Annotated in this window: 20 protein-coding genes; 10 read left to right on the top strand and 10 right to left on the bottom strand. The window is 73.3% G+C overall.

Annotated features, from left to right (window positions below; translation table 11 throughout):
* Window positions 1-40 precede the first annotated feature (40 nt).
* Both ACS5PV_RS14335 and ACS5PV_RS14330 read left to right on the top strand, forming a co-directional pair.
* Window positions 41-901 carry an NmrA/HSCARG family protein gene (locus ACS5PV_RS14335; protein WP_455395998.1) on the top strand — a complete coding sequence of 287 codons (861 nt, stop codon included), beginning with the start codon at window positions 41-43 and terminating at the stop codon, window positions 899-901.
* A gap of 63 nt (window positions 902-964) precedes the next feature.
* The gene (locus ACS5PV_RS14330; RefSeq protein WP_455395997.1) at window positions 965-1,453 is read left to right on the top strand and encodes an AAA family ATPase; all 489 of its coding nucleotides are present in this window, start codon (window positions 965-967) and stop codon (window positions 1,451-1,453) included.
* A gap of 46 nt (window positions 1,454-1,499) precedes the next feature.
* On the opposite strand, the gene ACS5PV_RS14325 is transcribed toward ACS5PV_RS14330, so the two are convergent.
* The 6 genes from ACS5PV_RS14325 to radA all read right to left on the bottom strand — a co-directional run bounded on the left by ACS5PV_RS14325 (window position 1,500) and on the right by radA (window position 9,591).
* Window positions 1,500-1,904, bottom strand: coding sequence for a diacylglycerol kinase (locus ACS5PV_RS14325; protein WP_455395996.1), 405 nt, complete (start codon window positions 1,902-1,904; stop codon window positions 1,500-1,502).
* 90 nt (window positions 1,905-1,994) lie between these two features.
* On the bottom strand, window positions 1,995-4,544 hold the full coding sequence (locus ACS5PV_RS14320) for a sensor domain-containing protein (RefSeq protein ID WP_455395995.1): 2,550 nt from the start codon (window positions 4,542-4,544) through the stop codon (window positions 1,995-1,997).
* Window positions 4,545-4,873: 329 nt separating this feature from the next.
* Window positions 4,874-5,632: an SDR family NAD(P)-dependent oxidoreductase gene (locus tag ACS5PV_RS14315; protein ID WP_455395994.1), complete on the bottom strand. Its 759-nt coding sequence runs from the start codon at window positions 5,630-5,632 to the stop codon at window positions 4,874-4,876.
* 36 nt (window positions 5,633-5,668) lie between these two features.
* Window positions 5,669-7,171: an amidophosphoribosyltransferase gene (gene purF, locus ACS5PV_RS14310; protein ID WP_455395993.1), complete on the bottom strand. Its 1,503-nt coding sequence runs from the start codon at window positions 7,169-7,171 to the stop codon at window positions 5,669-5,671.
* Between the two features lie 263 nt (window positions 7,172-7,434).
* Window positions 7,435-8,028, bottom strand: coding sequence for a CvpA family protein (locus ACS5PV_RS14305; protein ID WP_455395992.1), 594 nt, complete (start codon window positions 8,026-8,028; stop codon window positions 7,435-7,437).
* 108 nt (window positions 8,029-8,136) lie between these two features.
* Window positions 8,137-9,591, bottom strand: a complete 1,455-nt coding sequence (radA, locus tag ACS5PV_RS14300; protein ID WP_455395991.1) for a DNA repair protein RadA — start codon at window positions 9,589-9,591, stop codon at window positions 8,137-8,139.
* 191 nt (window positions 9,592-9,782) lie between these two features.
* Here radA and ACS5PV_RS14295 point away from each other — a divergent pair, with 191 nt between their 5' ends.
* Complete coding sequence (locus tag ACS5PV_RS14295; RefSeq protein ID WP_455395990.1) at window positions 9,783-10,358, top strand: cytochrome b; 576 nt, start codon at window positions 9,783-9,785, stop codon at window positions 10,356-10,358.
* Window positions 10,359-10,486: 128 nt separating this feature from the next.
* Here ACS5PV_RS14295 and ACS5PV_RS14290 read toward each other — a convergent pair whose 3' ends face one another.
* Entirely contained in the window at window positions 10,487-11,044 is a 558-nt protein-coding gene (locus ACS5PV_RS14290) for a TetR/AcrR family transcriptional regulator C-terminal ligand-binding domain-containing protein (protein WP_455395989.1), read from the bottom strand.
* Window positions 11,045-11,135: 91 nt separating this feature from the next.
* Between ACS5PV_RS14290 and ACS5PV_RS14285 the strand changes: the two genes are divergently transcribed.
* Window positions 11,136-12,329: an MFS transporter gene (locus ACS5PV_RS14285; protein ID WP_455395988.1), complete on the top strand. Its 1,194-nt coding sequence runs from the start codon at window positions 11,136-11,138 to the stop codon at window positions 12,327-12,329.
* 41 nt (window positions 12,330-12,370) lie between these two features.
* Here the strand turns inward: ACS5PV_RS14285 and ACS5PV_RS14280 are convergent, their stop codons facing one another.
* On the bottom strand, window positions 12,371-13,015 hold the full coding sequence (locus tag ACS5PV_RS14280; RefSeq protein WP_455395987.1) for an outer membrane protein: 645 nt from the start codon (window positions 13,013-13,015) through the stop codon (window positions 12,371-12,373).
* A 257-nt stretch (window positions 13,016-13,272) separates the two neighbouring features.
* On the opposite strand from ACS5PV_RS14280, the gene ACS5PV_RS14275 reads away from it, so the two are divergent.
* The 6 genes from ACS5PV_RS14275 to ACS5PV_RS14250 all read left to right on the top strand — a co-directional run bounded on the left by ACS5PV_RS14275 (window position 13,273) and on the right by ACS5PV_RS14250 (window position 19,841).
* Complete coding sequence (locus ACS5PV_RS14275; RefSeq protein ID WP_455395986.1) at window positions 13,273-14,493, top strand: glycosyltransferase; 1,221 nt, start codon at window positions 13,273-13,275, stop codon at window positions 14,491-14,493.
* A complete protein-coding gene (locus ACS5PV_RS14270; protein ID WP_455395985.1) occupies window positions 14,486-15,640 on the top strand; it encodes an acyl-CoA dehydrogenase family protein in 1,155 nt (384 codons plus the stop codon). The genes ACS5PV_RS14275 and ACS5PV_RS14270 overlap by 8 nt, the downstream gene beginning before the upstream one ends.
* Complete coding sequence (locus ACS5PV_RS14265; protein ID WP_455395984.1) at window positions 15,640-16,377, top strand: PIG-L deacetylase family protein; 738 nt, start codon at window positions 15,640-15,642, stop codon at window positions 16,375-16,377. Before ACS5PV_RS14270 ends, ACS5PV_RS14265 begins: the two co-directional genes overlap by 1 nt.
* Window positions 16,378-16,387: 10 nt before the next feature.
* Window positions 16,388-16,987 carry a class I SAM-dependent DNA methyltransferase gene (locus ACS5PV_RS14260; protein ID WP_455395983.1) on the top strand — a complete coding sequence of 200 codons (600 nt, stop codon included), beginning with the start codon at window positions 16,388-16,390 and terminating at the stop codon, window positions 16,985-16,987.
* Window positions 16,988-17,299: 312 nt separating this feature from the next.
* Complete coding sequence (locus ACS5PV_RS14255) at window positions 17,300-19,048, top strand: putative bifunctional diguanylate cyclase/phosphodiesterase (RefSeq protein ID WP_455395982.1); 1,749 nt, start codon at window positions 17,300-17,302, stop codon at window positions 19,046-19,048.
* Window positions 19,041-19,841, top strand: a complete 801-nt coding sequence (locus ACS5PV_RS14250) for a BLUF domain-containing protein (protein ID WP_455395981.1) — start codon at window positions 19,041-19,043, stop codon at window positions 19,839-19,841. Before ACS5PV_RS14255 ends, ACS5PV_RS14250 begins: the two co-directional genes overlap by 8 nt.
* A gap of 129 nt (window positions 19,842-19,970) precedes the next feature.
* On the opposite strand, the gene ACS5PV_RS14245 is transcribed toward ACS5PV_RS14250, so the two are convergent.
* Window positions 19,971-20,951 (bottom strand): catalase family peroxidase, encoded by a 981-nt coding sequence (locus ACS5PV_RS14245; RefSeq protein WP_455395980.1) that lies wholly within the window; start codon window positions 20,949-20,951, stop codon window positions 19,971-19,973.
* Between the two features lie 108 nt (window positions 20,952-21,059).
* The gene (locus ACS5PV_RS14240) at window positions 21,060-22,283 is read right to left on the bottom strand and encodes an aminotransferase-like domain-containing protein (RefSeq protein WP_455395979.1); all 1,224 of its coding nucleotides are present in this window, start codon (window positions 22,281-22,283) and stop codon (window positions 21,060-21,062) included.
* Window positions 22,284-22,531 lie beyond the last annotated feature (248 nt).

Genomic DNA, 22,531 nt, shown 5'->3' with positions numbered 1-22,531 from the left:
ATCTTGCCCGTGTGTTCAACGACGAACCCGGAGCAATCCCATGACGATCCTGGTCACCGGCGCCACCGGCACGATCGGCCGCCACGTGGTGCGGCATCTCGCGCAGCGCGGCGCCGACATCCGCGCCCTCGTCCGCGATCCCGCCAAGGCCGACCTGCCGGCGGGCGTCGCCCTCGCCAAGGGCGATTTCCTCGACGTCGACGCGATGCGGGCCGCGCTGTCGGGCGTCTCAACCCTGTTCCTGCTCAACGCGGTGGTGCCCGACGAATTCACCCAGGCGCTCGTCGCCCTCAACCTCGCCCGCGAGGCGGGGATCAGGCGGGTGGTCTACCTGTCGGTGATCCACGCCGACCTCTACGTGAACGTGCCGCACTTCGCCGGCAAGTCCGGCGTCGAGCGGATGATCGAGGCGATGGGGTTCGAGGCCACCATCCTGCGCCCGGCCTACTTCATCGACAACGACCGCACGGTCGCCGACGTGGTGCTGCAACACGGCGTCTACCCGATGCCCCTCGGCCATACGGGGCTGGCGATGGTCGAAGCCGGTGACATCGGCGAGGTCGCGGCCCTGGAGCTGATCCGGCGCGAGCAGGAAGCCGGACCGCTCCTGCGCCTCAACGTCGTCGGGCCCGACACGCTGACCGGGCCGGAGGTCGCGGGCATCTGGTCGGCGGTGCTCGGGCGCCCGATCGCCTATGCGGGCGACGACGCGGCCGCGTTCGAGCAGTCCTTGCGGGCCTTCATGCCGCCCTGGATGGCCTTCGACATGCGCCTGATGAGCGAGCGCTTCCAGACCGACGGGATGATCCCGGAGGCGGGCGACCGCGAGCGCCTGACCGCGATGCTCGGCCGTCCGCTGCGGGCCTACCGCGACTTCGCCGCGGCGGTCGCAGCGCGCTGAGGATCGCCCGCCTGGGGCCGTCGCCGGTGGAAACCGGGCCGCGGCGATGCGAGAAAGAGGGGGATGTCTCCTCCTCTCGCCGTCCGCTGGGTCATCGTCGGCAATAGCGGCTCGGGCAAGAGCACGCTGGCCACGCGCCTGGGCCGGATCCTGCACCGGCCGGTCCACGACCTCGACCTCGTCCACTGGCATCCCGACGGCGCCAAGCGCGACGAGGCCGACGCGAGAGCCCGCGTCGCCGGAATCGCGGCGACCGACGCGTGGATCGTCGAGGGCGTCTACGGCTGGCTCGCCGAGGTCGCCCTGCCGCGGGCGACGCGGCTGATCTGGCTCGACCTTCCGTGGGAGGCGTGCCGGGCCGGCCTGCTCGCGCGCGGCCTGCGGCGCGGCATGACCGCGGGCGACCAGGACGACCTGCTGGCCTGGGCGCAAGGCTACTGGACCCGGACCACCTCGTCGTCGTTCGCCGGCCACGAACGGCTCTGCCGCGCGTTCAAGGGCGAGACGGCGCGCCTGCGCAGCCGCGGGGACGTCGCCGCCTTCGTGCCGTGATCGCTCGGGGCTGGCGGGCATCGCATCGCCGGATGCCCGGCCGCCCTCAACCCCGCCCGCGCCCCACCAGCCAGGCCGGATCGAACCAGCGGTCGGCCTCGCCGTCATAGGGCAGGCGGGTGATGTCCCATTGCTGGATGAAGGGCGCGTAGACGTTCCAGACCGCGATGCCGCCGCCGACATAGACGCGCCGGCCGGGATAGCGCGCCAGCACCATGCGCGGGTCCTCGTGCGAGCGGATGACGGCGATCGTCCGGTCCCGGTAGGCGAAGTCCGGCACCGCCTCGATGGTCTTCGGGCCCGCGATCAGCACGTGGCCCTGCGTCACGGCAAAGAAGCGCGTCACGTCCTCGACGTAGAGGGGGTCGGCGTTGCCCTCCCAGGGCAGCCGCCCGTTGAGGCCGAGCTGGCCCCGCTGCCCGATGGCGCACATCGCCCGCACGTCGATCATCGGCGATCCTCCGCCCGCGTGCCTCGCATGGCCGCGGCCGCGTGATAGCCTGCCTGCCGGGCCGGGCCCAGCCGGCCGAAGGGCGGGGGCTCACGAGCCCAGCAGCACGGCCTCCGGACCCGTCTCCGCCCGCGCCGCCCGGCCCGCGCCCCGGTCCTCCGGCAGCGCGGCCGCCGGCATCGGCTTGCCGTAGAGGTAGCCCTGGAGCTGGGTGCAGCCCTCCCGGCGCAGGCAATCGGCCTGCTCGGGGGTCTCGACTCCCTCCGCGGTGGTCGCGATGCGCAGGCTGCGGCTGAGCCCGGTGATCGCCCGCACCACCGCCAGGGCCTCGCGGCTGTCGCAGATCTCGCGCACGAACGAGCGGTCGATCTTGATCTTGTCGAACCGGAACGCGCACAGGTAGCTCAGGGACGAGTAGCCGGTGCCGAAATCGTCGAGCGCGATCCGGGCGCCGAGCTGCTTCATCTGCTCCAGGAGCGCGAGGTTGTTGGTCGAGGCGTCGAGCAGCACCGATTCGGTGATCTCGAGCTCGAGCCGGCCGGCGGGCAGGCCGGAGGCGGCGAGGGCCGAGGCGACATGGGCGGCGAGCGCCGGGCTACGGAACTGCGCCGGCGACAGGTTGACGGCGACGCTGCGCCCGCTCGCCCAGCGGCTCGCCTCGCGGCAGGCCTCGTGCAGCACGAAGGCGCCGATCTCGTGGATCAGCCCGGTCTCCTCGGCGATCGGCACGAAGTCGAGGGGCGAGATCGCGCCGCGGACCGGGTGCTGCCAGCGCAGCAGCGCCTCGTACCCGACCGTCTCGCCGTCCTCGGCCCGCACGATCGGCTGGTAGTGCAGGCGCAGCTCGCGCCGGGCGATCGCCCCGCGCAGGTCGGCCTCGATCAGGCGGCGGTAGCGGGCCGAGGTCGCGAGGGCGTCGTGGTAGCGCAGGAACCGGCCGCGGCCCCGGCGCTTCGCCTCGTAGAGCGCGAGGTCGCCGCAGCGCAGGAGCCCGTCGCCGCTGTCCGCGTCGGCGGGAGCGAGGGCGATGCCGACGCTGAGGCCGGTCTCGATCCGCTGGCCCTCGATCTCGATCGGCTCGCGTCCCGCCTCGATCACCCGATGGGCGAGGGCCTCGGCCTCCGCCTCGCCCGCCAGCAGCGGGGCGACGACGACGAACTTGTCGCCGTTGAGGCGCGCCAGGCAGTCGCCCGGGCGCAGGGCCTCGCGCAGGCGCCCGACGAGCGCCCGCAGCATCTGGTCACCGACCGGATGGCCGAGGGTGTCGTTGATGCGCTTGAAGTCGTCGAGGTCGATGCACAACACCGCCGTGCCGGTTCCCGCCTCGGCGGAGTCCGACCCTGCGGCAGCCAGGGCCTCGCCGAGCCGCTGGCGTAAGAGTTCGCGGTTGGGCAGGCCGGTCAGCCCGTCGTAATGGGCGAGATGGTGGATCCGCACGCTCGCGGCGTGCTCCTCGCTGACGTCCTCGGCGATGAGCAAGCCGTGGAGCGGCTGCTCGCCATGCCCGCCGATCGCCAGGGCGCGCATCCGGAGCATGCGCGAGCCCCAGGCGGTCGGGACCGGCATCTCGTGGGTGATGGCGGCGAGGTCGCCGGCCTCCGCAGCCGACCGGCCGGCCGCCGCGAGGGCGGTCTTCAGGAGCGCCGCGACGGCCGTCGGCAGCACCATCTCGGCCGGCCGGCCGACGAGTTCCCCGGTGCACCCGCAGAGCAGCATCTCCGCCTGCCGGTTGGCGAGCCGGATCAGCCCCGTCGCGGCGTCCTGCACGACGACGCTCGCGGGCATGGTGGCGATGACGCTGTCGAGGAAGGACGAGGTCGCCGCCAGCCCGTCGCGGTGGCGCTCGGCGATCTCCTTGGCCTCCAGGAGCTGCAGCTGCTGCGCCCGCCGGTCGGTGCGGTCGCGGGTGACCTTGGCGAATCCGATCAGCCTGCCGTCCTCGTCGCGGATGGCGTCGATGACGACATCGGCCCAGAACGAGGTGCCGTCGCGGCGGACCCGCCAGCCCTCGGCCTCGAACCGCCCGGTCTCGCGCGCCTGGCGCAGGCCGGCCTCGGGAAGACCCGACGCCCGGTCCTCCGGCCCGTAGAAGCACGAGAAATGCCGGCCCACGATCTCGCCGGCGCTGTACTGCTTGATCCGCTCGGCCCCGGCGTTCCAGTTGACCACGCACCCGTCGGGGTCGAGCATGTAGATCGCGTAATCCGTCACGCCCTGGACGAACAGGCGGAACCGGCGCGCCTCCTCGCGGTGCTCCTGGAGCAGGCGGTGCCGGTCGGTGCGGTCGCGGGTGATCTTGGCAAAGCCGACGAGGGCGCCGGTCTCGTCGTGGATCGCGTCGATGACGACATCGGCCCAGAACGAGGTGCCGTCGCGGCGGACCCGCCAGCCCTCGGCCTCGAACCGCCCGGTCTCGCGCGCCTGGCGCAGGCCGGCCTCGGGAAGACCAGCCGCCCGGTCCTCCGGCTGGTACAGGCAGGCGAAGTGCCGGCCGATCATCTCGTCGCCGGTGAATTGCTTGGCCCGCTCGGCCCCGGCGTTCCAGTTCACCACGATCCCGTCCGGATCGAGCATGAAGATCGCGTAGTCAGTCACGCCCTGGACGAGCAGCCGGTACATGACGTCGGTGTTTGCAGTCACGGTTGGCCATCCCGTCTGCGCCCGGACCCCGGCAGGATCCGGTGTGATGAAGTTCCCCTGCGTCGTTTTTGCGCCCAGGGGTCCTAATGCGAACTTAAACTGCCCTTCCGTAGGGGCCGAAAGGTGCTTTTTCGGTCACGGACCAAAGTTCGCCGCCGCTTTGAGCGCTTAGCGCTCAAAGCGGGCGTGCATCGAGAGACTAGGATGGAAAACCTATATTTTGCAATGCCAACGATCGGTTGCCACACCGCACGCCGGCGGGGGACGGCGTCCCGATGACGCTCGGCGAGGTCGGGCATCCGCGGAGACACGGGCCCACAGGCCTCCGCTCAGGCCGGCTTCTGCGGCGTCAGGACGCGGCCGGTCGGGAAGTCGAAGATCGTGCCGCTGTCGGTCGAGTCCGGGCTCGCCAGGCGCACGATGTGCGGCGCCAAGTCCTCCGGCGTGCGCAGGGTCTCCGGATCCTCGCCCGGCATCGCGGCCTTGCGCATCGCGGTGCGCAGCGGCCCGGGATTGAGCAGCATCGCGCGCACCGGCGTCGAGGCGGTCTCGGCGGCGTAGGTGCGCACCAGCGCCTCCAGGGCCGCCTTCGACACCGCGTAGGCCCCCCAATAGGCCCGGCACGACGAGGCCGCGCCCGAGGTGACGAACACCGCCCGCCCCGCATCGGAGCGGCGCAGCAGCGGATCGAGGGAACGGATCAGGCGCCAGTTCGCCGTGACGTTGACGTCCATCACGCTCGACCAGACCTTCGGATCGACGTGGCCGAGCGGCATCAGCTTGCCGAGCACGCCGGCATTGCCGACGAGCACGTCGAGCCGGCCCCAGCGCTCGTGGATGGCGGCACCCAGGCGATCGATGGCGTCGTAGTCGCACAGGTCGAGGGGGACGAGGGTGGCCGAGCCGCCCGCCGCCCGCACCGCGTCGTCGAGGTCCTCGAGGGCTCCTTGCGTGCGGGCCACCGCGATCACGTGGGCGCCGGCAGCAGTCAGCGCCAGGGCCGCCGCGCGGCCGATGCCGCGCGAGGCTCCGGTGACGACGGCGATGCGGTCGGCGAGGGGCTTGTGGGGGAGGGGCGTGTCGGACATCGGGCCGTCGATCTCGGGGTCGGTCTGCTTTCGGGGTCAGTCGGCCTCGGCGAGGATCGCCATCCGGCGCGGCGAGGCGACCGCGAGGTCGGTGAGCGGCGTCGGATAGTCGCCGGTGAAGCAGTGGTCGGTGTATTGCGGGCAGGCGTCGTCGCGGCCCTCCTCGCCCATCGCCCGGTAGAGCCCCGGGATCGACAGGAAGGCGAGGGAGTCGGCGCCGATGTACTGGCGCATGCTCTCCAGGTCGTGGGTCGCGGCGAGCAGCTTCTCCTTCTCCGGCGTGTCGATGCCGTAGAAGTCGGGATGGGTGATCGGCGGCGAGGCGATGCGGAAATGCACCTCGCTCGCGCCGGCCTCGCGCATCATCCGGACGATCTTCACCGAGGTGGTACCGCGCACCAGGCTGTCGTCGACGAGCACGATGCGCTTGCCCGCGACCGCGGCGCGGTTGGCCGAGTGCTTCATCCGCACGCCGAGCTCGCGCACCGACTGGGTCGGCTGGATGAAGGTGCGGCCGACATAGTGGTTGCGGATGATCCCGAGCTCGTAGGGCAGCCCGGTCTGCTGGGCGTAGCCGAGCGCCGCCGGCACGCCGGAATCCGGCACCGGGATGACGATGTCGGCCTCGGCCGGCGATTCCTTTGCCAGCTCGACGCCGATGTTCTTGCGCACCGAATAGACGTTCTTGCCGTTCACGACCGAATCGGGGCGGGCGAAGTAGATGTACTCGAAGATGCAGGGGCGGAGCGGCTGCGCCCGGGCGAAGCGGATCGACTCGATGCCGTCCTCCGAGATCACCACCATCTCGCCGTTCTCGACGTCGCGCACGAAGCGGGCGCCGATGATGTCGAGCGCACAGGTCTCGGAGGCCAGGATGTAGCGGCCGTCGAGCTCGCCCAGCACCAGCGGGCGGATGCCGAGGGGATCGCGGGCACCGATCAGCTTCTTGTTCGTCATCATCACGAGGGCGTAGGCGCCCTCGATCTGGCGCAGCGCGTCCATCACCCGGTCGACGATGCGCACGTGGCGCGAGCGGGCGACGAGGTGAAGGATCGCCTCGGTGTCGGAGGTCGACTGGCAGATCGCACCGTCGCGCACGAGCTGGCGGCGCAGCAGGAGGCCGTTCGTGAGGTTGCCGTTATGGGCGACCGAGAGGCCGCCGGTCTCGAGCTCGGCGAAGAGCGGCTGCACGTTGCGCAGGATGGTCTCGCCGGTGGTCGAGTAGCGCACGTGGCCGATCGCGGCCTGGCCCTTCAGGCGCTCGATCGTGGCGAGGTCGGAGAACGAATCGCCGACGAGGCCCAGACGGCGCTCGGAGTGGAACACCCGGCCGTCGAACGAGACGATGCCGGCCGCCTCCTGGCCGCGATGCTGGAGGGCGTGCAGGCCGAGCGCCACGATCGCCGCGGCGTCAGGATGGCCGTAGATGCCGAAGACGCCGCACTCCTCGCGCAGGGTGTCGCCGTCGAGGTCGAGATCGCCGCCGAACGCCTCGCTCGCCCCGGGGGCACCCCGGAAGGTTTCGCTGCGTGCTGACATGATGAGAAGCCCCTGGTGGCCGGTCACCGCACGGCCTCGCCTCGCCGACCCCGCGCGCCGGAACGTCCGTGCGCGGGCCTGATCGCCTGAACGAAGCAGGTTCCAGGCCTCTCCGGCCTGAAATTTCGCCCCGCGCCGGCTATGTAATCGCTGCGGCGGGCGGAACCAAGTCGTCAAACGTGTGTTGCGCGGCGTATCTCACATGCAAGGGACGCCGGTCGGGCGTCCTTGCATCGGTCCGGTGAACGATCGGTGTCGTCCCGTCAGCGGCGCGGGCTCGCGTCGGTGCGGCGCTGGGGCGGGGTGTCCGCCTCGGCGGGCGCGTCGGTGCCGGGATCGACCTCGGGCTTGGGCTTGCGGAACTGCTTGAGCAGCCCTTCCGGGTTGTCCGGCAGCATCGCCACGAGCTTCTGGCCGCTATTCTCTAGGATCTCGCGGCTGCGGGCCTGCTGGGCCCAGTCCGGCACCTTGCCCTGCACGAGCCAGGCCAGGAACACCCAGCCGATGACGCAGATCAGGAAGCCGCGGGCCGCCCCGAAGGCGAGGCCGAGGCTGCGGTCGACCGCGCCGATGCGCGAATCGAGGATCAGGTCCGAGATCTTCACGGTGATCACCGAGACCACCAGCAGGGTGACGAGGAAGATCGCGGCGATCGAGACCACAAGCGAGACGGTGTCGCTGGAGACGTGCTGCTTGACGGTCGGCAGCAGCAGCGGGTGCAGGTACCAGGCGAGGCCGGCCGCCGCGACCCAGGCCACGATCGCCAGCACTTCCCGGGTGAAGCCCCGCACCGCCGCGAGCAGAGCGGAGATGACGACGACACCCAGCACGACGAGATCGAGAACGGAGAACGGCATCGGCAGGAACGGTTCGGGGGCTGAGAGCGTTGCCTCGGGTCGCGGCTGCCCTGCACCGCCGGGGTTGTATACGCTGCCGGATCCGATCCGTCACCCTGCCCGCGTCCCTCACATCTCCTCGTCGTCGTAGGCCGGCATTCGCTGCGGCTGGCGCCGCCCGCCGCGCACCGGCTTGCCGCTCGCTGCCACCCCCGCCACGAGATCGGCGATGTGGCGCAGGGATTCCGCCGGAAACCCCGTCCCCGACCCGTCGCGGCCCGCACCCTCGCGCCCTTGCGGCATCAAGGCCTTGGCGAAGCCGAGCTTCTGCGCCTCCTTGAGCCGCGCCGGCGCCTGCGCCACCGGGCGGACCGCCCCCGACAGGCCGACCTCGCCGAAATACACCGCATCGGACGGCAGTGCGGCGCCCGAGAGCGAGGAGACCAGCGCCGCCGCCACCGCGAGGTCGGCGGCGGGCTCGCTGATGCGAAGCCCCCCGGCGACGTTGAGGTAGACGTCGTGGCCGCCGAGCCGGATGCCGCCATGGGCCTCGAGCACCGCGAGCACCATCGAGAGGCGGTTCGGGTCCCAGCCGACCACGGCGCGGCGCGGCATGCCGAGCGCGGAAGGCGCGACGAGGGCCTGGATCTCGACGAGGAGGGGCCGCGTGCCCTCCATCCCGGCAAAGACCGCGGTGCCCGGCGCCGCGAGGTCGCGCCCGGCGAGGAACAGGGCCGAGGGGTTCGGCACTTCCGCCAATCCCCCGTCGGTCATCTCGAACACCCCGATCTCGTCGGTGGGGCCGAAGCGGTTCTTCACCGCCCGCAGGATGCGGAAATGGTGGCCCTGGTCGCCCTCGAACGAGGCGACCGCGTCGACCATGTGCTCGACCACGCGGGGACCGGCGATCTGCCCGTCCTTGGTGACGTGGCCGACGAGGATCACGGCGGTGCCCGACGTCTTGGCGAAGCGGATCAGGCTCTGGGCCGAGCCGCGCACCTGCGTCACCGTGCCGGGGGCCGATTCCACCGTCTCGGTCCACATCGTCTGGATCGAGTCGATGATCGCCAGCGCCGGCGGCTTGCCCTGGCTCAAGGTGGCGATGATGTCCTCGACGTTGGTCTCTGCCGCGAGTTCGACCGGGGCGCTCGCCAGCCCCAGCCGCTCGGCCCGCAGGCGCACCTGGCCGACCGCCTCCTCGCCCGAGATGTAGGCGACGCGCTCGCCCCTTTTCGCCAGGGCGGCGGAGGCCTGCATCAGCAGCGTCGACTTGCCGATGCCGGGATCGCCCCCGAGCAGGATCACCGAGCCGCGCACGAAGCCGCCGCCCGTCACCCGGTCGAGCTCGGCGATGCCCGACGAGGTGCGCGGCGCCTCCTTGACCTCGCCGGTCAGACCCTCGAGCGGGAAGATCCGGCCCCGCGCCCGGCTCGGCCGGGTCGCCACCGGGCCGGAGACCGGGCTTGCCGCGCCGGTCTCCTCGACGATCGTGTTCCAGCCGTTGCAGGCCTCGCAACGCCCGCGCCAGCGGTTGTAGACCGCGCCGCAGGACTGGCAGGCGAAGGTCTGGTGGGTCTTGGCCATCGGCGGCGGATCTCCGGGTCGGGGCCGCGCGCCGGCAGCCGCATGTGTTCCTGATATGTCCCCAGGATATGTCGCCAAGCGGGTCCTGGTGCAACCGCGCCCCGCGACGGTTCGGAAACGAAGCTGCCGCGCTCGCGTCCCAATCCCGGGCGAAAGCTCGGGCGTATCGTCGCGTGAAGGAAGCGTCTCCGATGTCCCGGTCCGGCCAGGGTTTCCACTACGACCGCGTCCAGCGCGGCTTCCACTGGCTGATGGCGGCGCTGATCGTGGCGGCGCTCGGGATCGGGATCTACGCCGCCTGGCAGGTGCCCGGCACCTCGCCGCGGCGCGAACTCCTCGACATCCACAAGTCGCTCGGCCTGACGGTGCTGCTGCTCCTGCCGCTGCGCTTCGTCTACCGCCTCGTCGCCGGCGAGCCGGCCTACCGCGCACCGCCCACCCGCACCGCGCATCTCGCCGCGAGCCTCGCCCACCTCAGCCTCTACACCCTGATGCTGCTGCTGCCGGTCAGCGGCTACGTCTACTCGGCGGCGGGCGGCTACGGCCTGCCGTGGTTCGGCGTGTTCTCCTTCCCGCGCCTCGTTCCGGTCGACAAGGCGCTCTCGGAGGCGGGCTACGGCGCGCATTACTGGATCGGCTGGGGCCTCGGCGTCGTGCTCGCCCTGCACCTGCTCGCGGTCGCCTGGCACGCCTGGATCCGCCGCGACGAGGTGATGGGGCGGATGTGGCCGCGGCGGGGGGATGGGGGCGACGCGGCGTCCGTCTGATCTGACCTCATCAAGTAAAGCGCGGGATCCCCTCTCCCACACCTTGCAGCGATACCGGGCAAGCCCGGCATCGCCTGGAGAGGGGAGGCGCGCCTTATCTTTGTTCGAACAGATCGCGTGGAGCCGGATCACGCGCCGGAGAACGCATTCTCCACCAATCCCCCCACCCGCTCCGTCGCCAGCGCCTCGTCGAACAGGATGCGGAAGATGATCGGCGCGATGACCCGGTCGAGGATCGTGTCGATGTGCGGAAAAACTTCGCCGCGCGCCGCGGCGCGCTCGGCGATGACGGCGATCTGCTGGCGGGCGTAGCCGCAGCAGCGCTGGGGGCCGGATCCGCCCTCGGCGGCGAGCACGTCGCGGATCAGCTCGCGGCCGATCTCCGAGGACATCTCCTCGGCGTATTGCTCGGCCCAGGCGAGGAGGTCGCCCCGCCCGCTGCCGGTCTCGACCGGGACCATGTCCGGCCGCAGCCGCTCGACCGCGACGTCGGCCAGGAGCTCGTTCAGCTCGCCCCAGCGCCGGTAGATCGTCGAGGGCGTGACGCCGGCCTCCGCGGCGATCAACGGGATCGTCACCGTGGCCCGGTCCATCCGGGCGAGGAGGTCCCGCGCGGCGCGGTGGACCGAGGCCTGGACCCGCGCGCTGCGCCCGCCCGGACGCGGCCCCGCCTCCCTCTCCGCCATCGCCACCGCTCCCACAAACGCAAAGAATTTGCTTTTAGTGCGCCGCGGCGCTAGATCCTTAACGCAACGGATTTGCTTTAGGGGCACAACCATGCGCAGAGGTCAAGGAGCCCGGCGGGTCGACCCGCTCGTCGTCCACGCCGTGACGCTCGGCGCGTTCTTCGCCGCCGCGGCGGCGCCGACGCCGCTCTACCGGATCTACCAGGAGACGATGGCGCTCTCGCCGGTCTTCGTCACCCTGGTCTTCGCGGTCTACGCGGTGGCCCTGCTCAAGGCGCTCCTCGTCGCCGGCTCGCTCTCCGACCATCTCGGGCGCCGGCCGGTGATCGCCGGGGCGCTATGGCTTGAGGCCGCGGCGATGGGGCTCTTTCTGCTGGTGGGCCACGGGCCGGGCTGGCTCGTCGTCGCCCGGATCGTGCAGGGGCTCGCCACCGGCATCGCCGCCGCCTCGCTCGGCGCCGCCCTGGTCGACGTCGACCGCGCCCGCGGGCCGATCGTCAACGCGGTGGCGCCGCTCGCCGGCATGGGCGTGGGGGCGCTGGGTACCAGCGCGCTGATCCAGTATGCGCCGCTGCCGCTGCACCTCGTCTACGGCCTCCTGCTCTGCACCTTCGCCGGTCTGGCGCTGGCGGTCCGGCTCATTCCCGAGAGCGCCGCGACGCGGCCGGGGGCGCTCGCCTCGCTCAAGCCCCGCATGGCCGTGCCGCCCCGGATCCGGCGGCCGCTCGCCCTGGTGACGCCGATCAACCTCGCCAACTGGACGCTCGGCGGCTTCTACCTCTCGCTCGTGCCCTCGGTGGTCGCGTCGGCCACCGGCAGCCGGGCGCCGCTCACCGGCGGGGCCGTCGTCACCGCCCTGATGGTGGCCGGCGCGCTCACGGTGCTCCTGCGCCGCACCGCGCCGGTGCGGGAGAACCTGACCTTCGGGGTGCTCGCCACCGCGCTCGGCGTCGTCGGGGTCGTCGCCGGCATCCATGCGGCGAGCGTGCCGGTGCTGATCGCCGCGACCCTGGTCACCGGCTGCGGCTTCGGCACCAGCTTCCTCGGCTGCCTCGGCACGGTCATGCCGCTCGCCGAGCCCGACGAGCGCGCGGGGCTGCTGGCCGCCTTCTACGTCCAGAGCTACCTCGCCTTCAGCCTGCCGGCGGTCGGCGCCGGCGTCCTCGCCCGCACCCTCGGCTACGCGGCGACCGCCGACCTCTACGCCGCGGCGATCCTGGTGGTGAGCCTGACCGGGCTCGCAGTGATGCGGGCGCGCTCCGGGCGGGGGCTCGCTGCGGCGTAGGAGCGTCCGGTGACCCGGGCGCCGTCATGGTCGTCCCGGCTTCAGCGCAGCCCGCCGCCGACCACGCCGGCCTCGACGGCGACCGACAGGCGGTCGGTGATCGCCCACTCGACCCCGACATGCGCGTTCGGCAGGACCGCGATGTCGTCGCGCGAGAACGGCCCCGAGACCGGCGTCGCCCCGGCCCGGATCGTGCCGTGCACGGCCGCCGCGCCGCCGCGGGCATAGAGCAGCACCTCCGGGGTCAGCAGCGCGCCGACCTTAACCTGCACCGAGCCGGCGAAGTCGCGGGTGTAGCTCAGGGCCCCGAAGCCCGGCGTCAGGCCGCCGGAGGTCGCCGCGAGATAGTCGAACCCGCCGGAGATGCCGTAGACGAACCGGCCCTCCTGCCACAGCCGACCGCCCTCGAAGCCGATCGTCGGCCCGGCATAGCTGCCGAAGCGCCGCGACGACACCGCCTCGAACCCGGTCGACATCCGGGCGTAGGAGCCGGACCAGCGGCCGTCGATGCTGGGCCCCGCTTCCAGGCCTTTCGGCCAGGTGTTTTCGGGCCAAGCGAAGACGGGGAGGAAGCCGAAGCCGACGAGGCCCTGCGCCCTGCCGGAATCCGGCGCGAGGGCGCCAAGCCCGAGGACGAGGCAGGCCGCGAGGCGGCGGCGGGAGCGGGAATCGGCGCGTCCGGTCATGCGGCCACGATAGCCGAGAGCCGGCGGCTCCGCACCGGGGGCCCCGGCGGAGGTTTGTAACTGCGAGCGTGACGGCAGACATCCCGGGGCGTCCCGGAACGAGGCGATTCCCCAGTCGGAGCCTCGTGAAACGATCGCGCCCCGCGGGCCGCGGCCCCAGGCGGAAGCGGTCGATTTGGTCGCACCCCAGAGACTGGGGTGGAGTATGACATATGTGAATGCCCGACGGGGAGCTTACCCCGCCGGAGACGCCGCGCGTGACCTATCCAGACGACCGTGGCGGGACCCGGGGCTCGGATCCCGACATTTCGCCCGCGCCGCGCTGCGTCGTCGCCGTGCCGGTCCGCAACGAGGTCGACCGGATCGGCGCCTGCCTCCGCGCGCTGGCGGCGCAGGAGGGGATCGGGGCGGACGGCCTCGGCATCGTCCTCTTCCTCAACAACTGCACCGACGGCACCGCGGAGGCGGTGGCGGCGCTGGTCCCGGCCCTGCCGGTGCCGGTGCGGGTGATCGCGCGCGACTTCGCCGGCGCCCAGGCCGGCTGGGCCCGGCGCGAGGCGATGGAGGCCGCCGCCGGCTGGCTGGAGGAGGCGGCGCCGGACGGCGTGATCCTGACCACCGACGCCGACAGCCGGGTGCCGCCGGACTGGGTCGCGCGCAACCTCGCAGCCCTGGCGCAGGGCGCCGACGCGGTCGCCGGCACGGTGGCCCTCGACGCGGTCGAGGCCGCGCGCCTGCCCGACGCGCTCCACGCCCGCGGCCGGCGCGAGGGCACCTACGAGGCGCTGCTCGTCGCCCTCGAATCGGTCATCGATCCGGTCGCGCACGATCCCTGGCCGCGGCACGCGACCCGCTCCGGGGCGAGCCTCGCGGTCCGCCTCTGCGCCTACCGCGCCGCCGGCGGCATGCCGGCCCTGCCGCTCGGCGAGGACCGGGCCTTCGTGGCGGCGCTGCTGCGGGCGGGTGCCCGGGTGCGCCACGCCCCCGGCCTCGTCGTCGTCACCTCGGGCCGGCTCGACGGCCGGGCGCCCGGCGGCTGCGCCGACACGATGCGGGAGCGCTGCGCCGCGCCCGAGACCCCGTGCGACCCGCGCCTCGAACCCCTCGCCCGCGCCCTGTTCCGCTACGCCTGGGGGCGCCGGCTGCGGCGCCTGCACGGGGCCGGGCGCCTCGCCCGGACCGGCCTCTGGGCGCCCTGGCTGCGCGTTCCGCACGACGAGGCGCGGCGGATCGCCGGGCTCCCCACCCTCGGGGCGGTCCTCGCGGCGGTCGAGGGGACGAGCCCGCTCCTCAGCCCCCGCCCGCTGCGCCCGCGCGCGCTGCCCCGCCACATCCTCGCCGCCCGCCTCGTTCTCGCCGGGCTGCGGCGGGGCGGGCAGGGATGGCGGTGGCTCGGCGCGCTCAAGGCCGGCCGCGCCGGGGCGCCGCCATCCCGGCCCGCCCTCGGCCGGGCGTCGGAGGAGGCCGGCAATGCGTGACCCCCGGCATGACCCCCGGCACGACCCCTGGTCGTTCGCCGGCCCGACCCGCGACTGCGTCGCCGCCGCCCGCCGGATCGCGGCGCTCGCCGCCGCGCGGGCGGACGCGCAGGATCGCGACGACGGCTTCCCGGCCGAGGACGTGGACGACCTCGCCCTGGCCGGTCTCCTCGCCGCCCCGGTGCCGGCGGGGGAGGGCGGCGCCGGCCTCGGGCAGGAGCCGGGCGCGGCCGACCTCGCCGAGGTGCTGCGCCTGATCGGCCTCGGCAGCCTGGCGCTCGGCCGGCTCTACGAGGGCCACGTCAACGCGCTCCAGCTCGTTGCCCGCTACGCCGCGCCGGCGGAACGGCGCGCCCTGTTCGGGGATGCCCGCGCCGGCCACCTGTTCGGGGTGTGGAACACCGAGCCGCCGGTGGGTGGCCTGACCCTCGGGGCGGACGGGCGGCTGTCGGGCGTCAAGACCTTCGCCTCGGGTGCCGGCCGCGTCACCCGCGCCCTGGTGACGGCGCGCCGGCCCGGCGATCCCCGCCCGCTGATGCTCGTCGCCGCCCTCGAGCCCGAGACCCGGACCGACCTCGCGGCCTGGCGCGCGCACGGGATGCGCGCCTCGGCGACCGGTACCGTCGACCTCACCGGCCTCGCCCCGGGGGCGTTCCTCGGCGGGCCGGACGACTACCACCGCCAGCCGCACTTCTCCGGCGGCGCCTGGCGCTTCGCGGCGGTGCAGCTGGGCGGCATCGAGGCGGTGTTCGAGGCCTGGCGCGGCCACCTCGCCCGGACCGGTCGCGGCGACGACCCCCACCAGCTCGCCCGCCTCGGCGAGGGGGCGATCGCCCTCGAGGGCGCCCGGCTCTTCGTGTTCCGCGCGGCCGCCCTCGCGGCGGAGGAGGCCCTGGCCGTCGAGCGGGTCGTCGCCTTCGTCGATCTCACCCGGCTCGCGGTCGAGCGGGCGGGGCTGGAGGTGCTGGGCCTCGCCCAGCGCTCGGTCGGCCTCCAGGGTTTCCTGCGCGGGCATCCCCTGGAGCGGCTGTCGCGCGATCTCGCGACCTACCTGCGCCAGCCCGCCCCCGACCGGGCGCTCACGAGCGCCGCCGCCACGATCCTCGCCGCCGACGGACCGGTCGCCGCGCTCTGGGAGCCGCACTGATGCGGGCCGACGCCTTCCTCGCCGCCGCCGAGGCGCTGCCGGTGCGCGCCTTGCGCGACCTCGTGCCCGCGGGCGGGATCGTGGTGGTGGCGCCCCATCCCGACGACGAGAGCCTCGGCTGCGGCGGGCTCGTCGCCGAGGCCTGCGCCCACGACATTCCGGTCCGGCTCGTCGTGGTGAGCGACGGGGTCGGCTCGCATCCGGCCTCGCCGAGCCACCCGCCCGAGCGCCTGCGGCTTTTGCGCGAATCCGAGACCCTGGCGGCGGCGAAGTGCCTGGGGCTGGCGCCCGATCACGTGACCTTCCTGCGCCTGCCCGACCGGTTCGTGCCGAGCGCGGGCCCCGAGGCCGAGGCGGCGGTCCAAGATATCGCCGCCGCGGCCCGGGCCTGCGCGGCGGGCGCGCTGTTCGTGACCTGGGAGCACGACCCGCATTGCGACCACGCGGCGAGCGCGGCGCTGGCTCGCCGCGCGCACGCCCTCCTCGGGGATGTCCGCCTCTACGCCTACCCGGTCTGGGGCTGGACGCTGGCGCCGGAGACCGAGGTCGGGGCGGAGCCCCGGGGCGCCCGCCTGGCGATCTCCCGTCATCGGCGCGCCAAGGCCGCGGCCATCGCCGCCCACCGCTCGCAGACCACCGACCTGATCGCCGACGATCCCCAGGGCTTCCGCCTGGAGCCCGCGATGCTCGCCCGCTTCGCGCGGGAGCACGAGATCTTCCTCGACGTGACGCCATGAGGACGGTGCGATGACCCGCCACACGACCTCGCTGCCGCCCGGCTACTTCGACGAGCGCTACGCCGCCGATCCCGACCCGTGGAACTTCGAGAGCAGCCCCTACGAGCGCGACAAGTACGCCGCCACCCTCGCGGCGCTGCCGCGGCCGCGTTACGCCGCAGCCCTCGAGGTCGGCTGCTCGATCGGGGTGCTGACGGCGGCGCTCGCCCCGCGCTGCGACGCCCTCACCGCCCTCGACGTCGCCGAGGCCGCCCTGGACCAGGCCCGCGCCCGCTGCCGCGACCGGCCGGGCGTGCGCCTGATCCGGGCCCAGGTGCCCGGCGAGTGGCCGGACGGCACCTTCGACCTGATCCTGCTCTCGGAGGTGGTCTATTACCTCGATGCCGGCGACGTCGCCCGCCTCGCCGCCCGGGTGCGCGGGAGCCTGCATCCGCGCGGCGACGTCGTCCTGGTGCACTGGACCGGCGAGACGCACTACCCCCTGACCGGCGACGAGGCCGCCGACCTGTTCATCCGCGAGTGTCGCCAGACCCTCGCGGTCGACCAGCAGGTCCGCACGCCCGCCTACCGGCTCGACGTGCTGCGGCGGCGCCGGGAGCCTGGCGCGTGACGCGCCTCGCCGTGACGCAGGGACAGCACATCGAGAAACCTTTCCCGCCTCCGGACCGCCGTCCGGCCGACGAGCGACCGATCACGATCCATTAGCCATGCAGGCCGATGCGGCGGAGCTTGTCGTCTCTTGCCCCGTTACAGTGGAACGCGCCGGCGGGACCAGCCGAATGGCGCTCCGGCGGCGCACGATCCGACGCGAAATCTTCCGGTTTCGTGCGGAGAGAGACGAAGCGTTAATCGTGGTAAAATAGTCCTACCAAGTATCAAGCCCGCGCCGAGCCGGCGCCCCCGCGGAGCCCGACACGCCCCCATGACAGCCCTCCTGTCGGCCGCGCCGCGCCTCGTCCCGGCCTGCGTGCCCGCGCGTGCGGACGGGCCGGACCCCGCCGCGATCCGGCGCCTCGCCCGCGGCCTCGACGCCGTCCGGCACGGCCTCGTGATGATCGGCCCCGACGGCCGGGTCGACGCCTGCACCGCGCCGGCCCTCGCGCTGCTGGAACGGCTCGGCCTCCACGGCGCGCCGAGCCTGCGCCGGCTCCTGCGCCTCGCCCGCGCCGGCTCCGGCCTGCCCGCGCGGGGGATCGTCGCGCGCCTCACGGGCCAGGCGGTCCTCGACGTGGCCTTGGCCGACCACCGCGTCCAGGTCGAGATGCACGCCATCCCAGGCGAGGGCGTCGCCCTGGTGCTGGAGGACGTCAGCGCCCGCCGGGCGGCGGAGACCCGGGCCCACGATCTCGCACGCCTCGATTCCCTCACCGGCCTGCCGAACCGCCTGCAACTGCGCGAGCACCTCGACGCGGCGCTGGCGCGCCTGGAGCGCGAGGCCGAGGGCTGCGCGGTGCTCCTCGTCGACCTCGACCGCTTCAAGCCGGTCAACGACACGCTCGGCCACCCGGTCGGCGACGCATTGCTGCGCAAGGTCGCCGACCGGCTGCGCGCGATGGTCCGGGCCGGCGACACCGTCGCGCGGATCGGCGGCGACGAGTTCGTGGTGCTGCAAGCCGGCGTGTCCGAGCCCGGCGAGGCCCAGGCGCTGGCGCGCCGCGTCGTCGACCTCGTCGGCCGCACCTACATGATCGAGGGCCAGCTGCTCTCGATCGGGGCCTCCGTCGGCATCGCCCTGGCGCCGGCCGACGGACGCGACGCCGACCGTCTCCTGAAGAACGCCGACCTCGCGCTCTACCGCGCCAAGCTCGACGGGCGGGGCACGTTCCGGTTCTTCGAGCCGGAGATGGATGCGCGCATGCAGGCGCGCCGGCGCCTCGAGCTCGACATGCGCCAGGCGCTGGCCCGGCGCGAGTTCCGGCTGCACTACCAGCCGCAGCTCAACCTCGCCGACGAGCGGCTGGTCGGCTGCGAGGCGCTGATCCGCTGGCACCACCCGGAGCGCGGGCTGGTCTCCCCAGTCGATTTCATCCCGCTCGCCGAGGAGATCGGCCTGATCTTGCCGATCGGCGAGTGGGTGATCCGCCAGGCCTGCCGCGACGCCGCCGCCTGGCCCCAACCCCTGACGGTGGCCGTCAACGTCTCGCCGGCGCAGTTCAAGAGCGACCGCCTCGTCGAGACGATCGTGTCGGCGCTCGGCAATGCCGGCCTGCCGGCGGCGCGGCTCGAGGTCGAGATCACCGAGGGCGTGCTGTTGCAGGACAACGAGAAGACCCTGCACACCCTCCACCGCCTGCGCGCCCTCGGGGTGCGGGTGTCGATGGACGATTTCGGCACCGGCTATTCCAGCCTGAGCTACCTGCGCGCCTTCCCGTTCGACAAGATCAAGATCGACCGCTCCTTCGTCGCCGACCTGCATGCGGGCAAGGATCCGGGGGCCAAGGACGACGGCGAGGCGATCATCCGGGCGATCGCCGGCCTCGGCCGCAGCCTCGGCATGACCACGGTGGCGGAGGGCGTCGAGACGCCCGAGCAGCTGCGGCGCATCCGGGCCGAGGGCTGCACCGACGTCCAGGGCTACCTGATCAGCCGGCCGCTGCCGGCCGACGCCCTGCTCGCCCTCCTCGCCGCCCCCGTTCCCGGACCGCGCCATGCCGGAGCCAGCCATGAGTGACCTCTACCGCCTGGTCTACGCCAGCAAGAACCTGCTCCAGGGCCCCGACCACGAAATCACGGCGGCCGTGCGCCAGATCCTCGCCGCCTCGCAGGCCAACAACCGCGCCATCGGCGTCACGGGCGCCCTGATGTTCAACGGCGGCGCCTTCGCGCAGGTGCTGGAGGGGCCGCGGGCCGGGGTGGAGGAGACCTTCGAGCGCATCCAGCGCGACGAGCGCCACGGCGACGTCACGGTACTGCAATGCGGCCCGGCCGAGACCCGGGGCTTTCCCGACTGGTCGATGGCCTTCGTCGGCCAGTCCGCCCGCGGCCAGGCCCTGTGGTGCGGGCTCGCCGCCGAGAGCGGCTTCGACCTCGCCCGCCTCGACGGCGACGGGGTGTTCTCGATGCTGCACGGCCTCGTGCTGGAGGAGGAGGGCGTGCCCCTCACGGTCGCGGCCGCGCCCGCCGGGCCCCGTGCCGTCGAGACGGCCCCGTCGGCCGCAGCCGAGGCCCCGCCCGCCCGCCTGGCCGAGGCGCCCCCGCCGGAGGCGGGGTCCGCCGCGCTCGCCGTGCTGCGCACCGCGCTCGCCCGCGAGCGCGACCGGGCGCACGCCCTCTCGGCCGAGGTCGACGATCTCGCGGTCGCCCTGGCGTCCGGCCGCGACGAGCTCGCGGCCCTGCGCGCCGAGCGCGACCACTGGGCGGAGCGCGCCCGCGCGCTCGCCGGGATGCTGTGCCGGGAGGCGGAGGAGGTGCGCCAAGGAGCCTCGAGCGAGGCGGCGCGGGGGGTGGAGCGGTCTGTCGCCTGAGAGGGTGTTCGGCGCACCTCGAAACGTCCATCCCGCCTCCGACCTCATCCTGACGTGCGATCGCAGGGAGCCTCGAAGGAGGGATGGAACGGCGTGTTGCGCCGCTACTCTCGCAGGTCGGATCGGCCCTCAGTTCGAGCGCCGCGACAGCGACACCGCGTAGGCCGGCGAGCGGATCGCGAACATCGGGTCGTCGGCCGGGCCGGCGATGCCCTCGGGCAGGTCGACCACCGGATCGAAGGTGGCGGCGTCGCAGGTGGCGTCGGGCGCGATCTCGGTGACCGCCAGGGTGCCGAGCGTCTTCGTCTTGCGCTGGTCCTCCGGCCAGGTCGCGGTGACGTCGTTGGTCGGGTCGCCGGGCTCGGCCAGGATCGCCACGAGGTCGAACTTCGCCGGTCCCCGGGACAGCCGCTCCTTCAGCTCGTCGGCGTAGAACGCGTCGGGCTTGGCCTTCAACTCGTCGTCCGAGAGCGTCGCCTTGTCGGCGGCGACGAACTTGAGCTTGGCCGTCGTCTTGTCGCCCTTGGCGTTCGTCAGGGTATAGGCGTGCACCGCCCAGTAATCGGTGCCCGTGTAGCTCGCCGGAACGGGGCGCGCGTTGAGCCACGCCGCCTGGCGGCCGGTCTCCGGGTTCTGGGCCGCGAAGGCCTTGATCTTCTCGGCATCCGGCTTGCCGTCCGGCCCCGGCACCCGGACCTTCAGGAACTCGAGGATCTGCGCCGGCGTCTTGGTCGAGAAGACCGGGGCGGAGATGACGACGAAGGTCATGTCGCCGGCCGGGTCCGCCATCCGCATCGCGAAGCCGCGGGTCGTCGCCTTGGTCTTGTCCGAGATCTTCGGGTTGCCGCCGCCCATCGAGAAGCGGGCAGTGACCGGCACGGTCTTCGAGAACTGGGGTGCCTTCGACAGGCTCGCCGCGTCGGAGGCAGGGGTGAAGTTGCCCTTGAGGCAGACGCCCTTGGCGCCGCTCGCGCGCACGCCCTTGTGGTCGCCGCTGACGGCGAATTGCAGGGCGACGATGGCGGCCGGGTCGGCCTCCTCGGCGGGCGCGGGCGCCGTGAAGGAAGCCAGCACCGCGGCGCTGGCCAGGAGCGAGAAGGACCGGATCATGGAGGCGATTCCTCGATTGTATCGAGGGCACTTTGAATTGCGCGCAACTTTATATCAAGTCTGATTCCAATCGGTACCTGAATCGTTTCGCGTCGGTGACGGAACGGATCAGGCCGCCCGCCGGAGCGCGGCGACCGCCAGGCTCAGGCGCCGCATCCCCTCGTCCAGCCGCTCCGGCGGGTTGAGGGTGAAGTTGATCCGCATCCCGCGCCGGTTCGCCCCGGCCGCGTCGAAGACGCTGCTCGGCGCGTAGCAGATCCCCGCCGCGAGCGCGTGCGGGAGCAGCGCGTCGGTGTCGAGGCCCGGGTCCCGGGCGGTCGCCCAGACGAACATCCCGCCGACCGGCACCTCCCAGGTGAACCACTCGGAGAGGTGCGCGTCGAGCGCGGCGCAGAGCGCGTCCCGGCGGGCGCGGTAGAGCGCGACAACGGCCGGCCGGATCTCCTCGATCAGGCCCGTCTCGATCGCCGCGAGCGCGATGCGCTGGGTCAGGCCGCTGGTGCACAGGTCCGAGCCCTGCTTGGCGAGCGTCAGCGCCTCGATCATCGCGGGCGCCGCGACGATCCAGCCGATGCGAAGACCCGGCGCGATCTCCTTCGACAGCGTGCCCATCGAGACGACCGGGCCGGCATAGGGCCTGCCGGGCGCGGCTCCCGCCGACAGCTCGATCAGGCGCGGCAGCGGCGCGCCGTCGTACTGCAACGTGCCGTAGGGGTCGTCCTCGACGAGCCAGGTGCCGGTCTCGTGCGCCGCCGCGACGAGGGCTTGCCGTGTCGTGAGGCCGACGAGGCGCCCGGTGGGGTTGGAGAAGTTCGGCACCACGTAGGCGAACTGCGCGCCCGCCAGGCCTTCGCGCGCGTCGAAGCCGGGGGCGTCGAGCACGAGGTTGCGGAACGTCGGCGATCTGGGGCGCCAGGCGTCGAGGGCGCCGAGATAGGTCGGGTGCTGCCCGGCGATCAGCCCGCCCTCGTCCAGCAGCACCTTGCCGACGAGGTCGAGGGCCTGCATCCCGGAGGTCGTCACCAGCACGTTGTCGCGGGTCAGCGGCAGGGCGGGCGAACCGAGGCGCCGGGCGAGGGCGTCGCGCAGAGGCGGCAGCCCCTCGACCGGCCCGTAGCCCAGCACCTCGTCCGGATGCTCGGCGACGGCGCGGCGCGCGATCTCGGCCATGCGCTCGGTCGGGTAGATCGACGGGTCTGGCAGGCCGCCGGCGACGTTGATGAGGCCTGGGATGGCGCCGGCGGCGAGGAAGGTGCGGGTGATCTGGTTCGTGGTGCCCATCCACCGGGCGAAGGCCGGCCGCGGGGCGGGGAGGGGGGAGGACGGCACCATGGGGTCGGGCTCGCGGGGTTCGGGTGGTCGGGCCGATCTACCACCGGATGCCCCGGAGATGCGGGCGATCTCGCGCGATTTCCTCTCGATGGCGGCGGACGAGACGAGCGCGCCTCCCCTCTCCCCATCCGCGCAGGGCTGTCCGGGGAAAGCGAAAAGCGCGGGACTTCTCCTCTCCCCGCGGGCGGGGAGAGGCCTCCGCACCCCTTGTCGGGTGCGGAGGTAGCCCGCAGGGCGAGGGTGAGGGG

The organism is Methylobacterium sp. Gmos1 (assembly GCF_053764715.1).
Note: the sequence above shows the minus strand (reverse complement) of the source record. Positions and strands in the feature narration are given on the sequence as shown.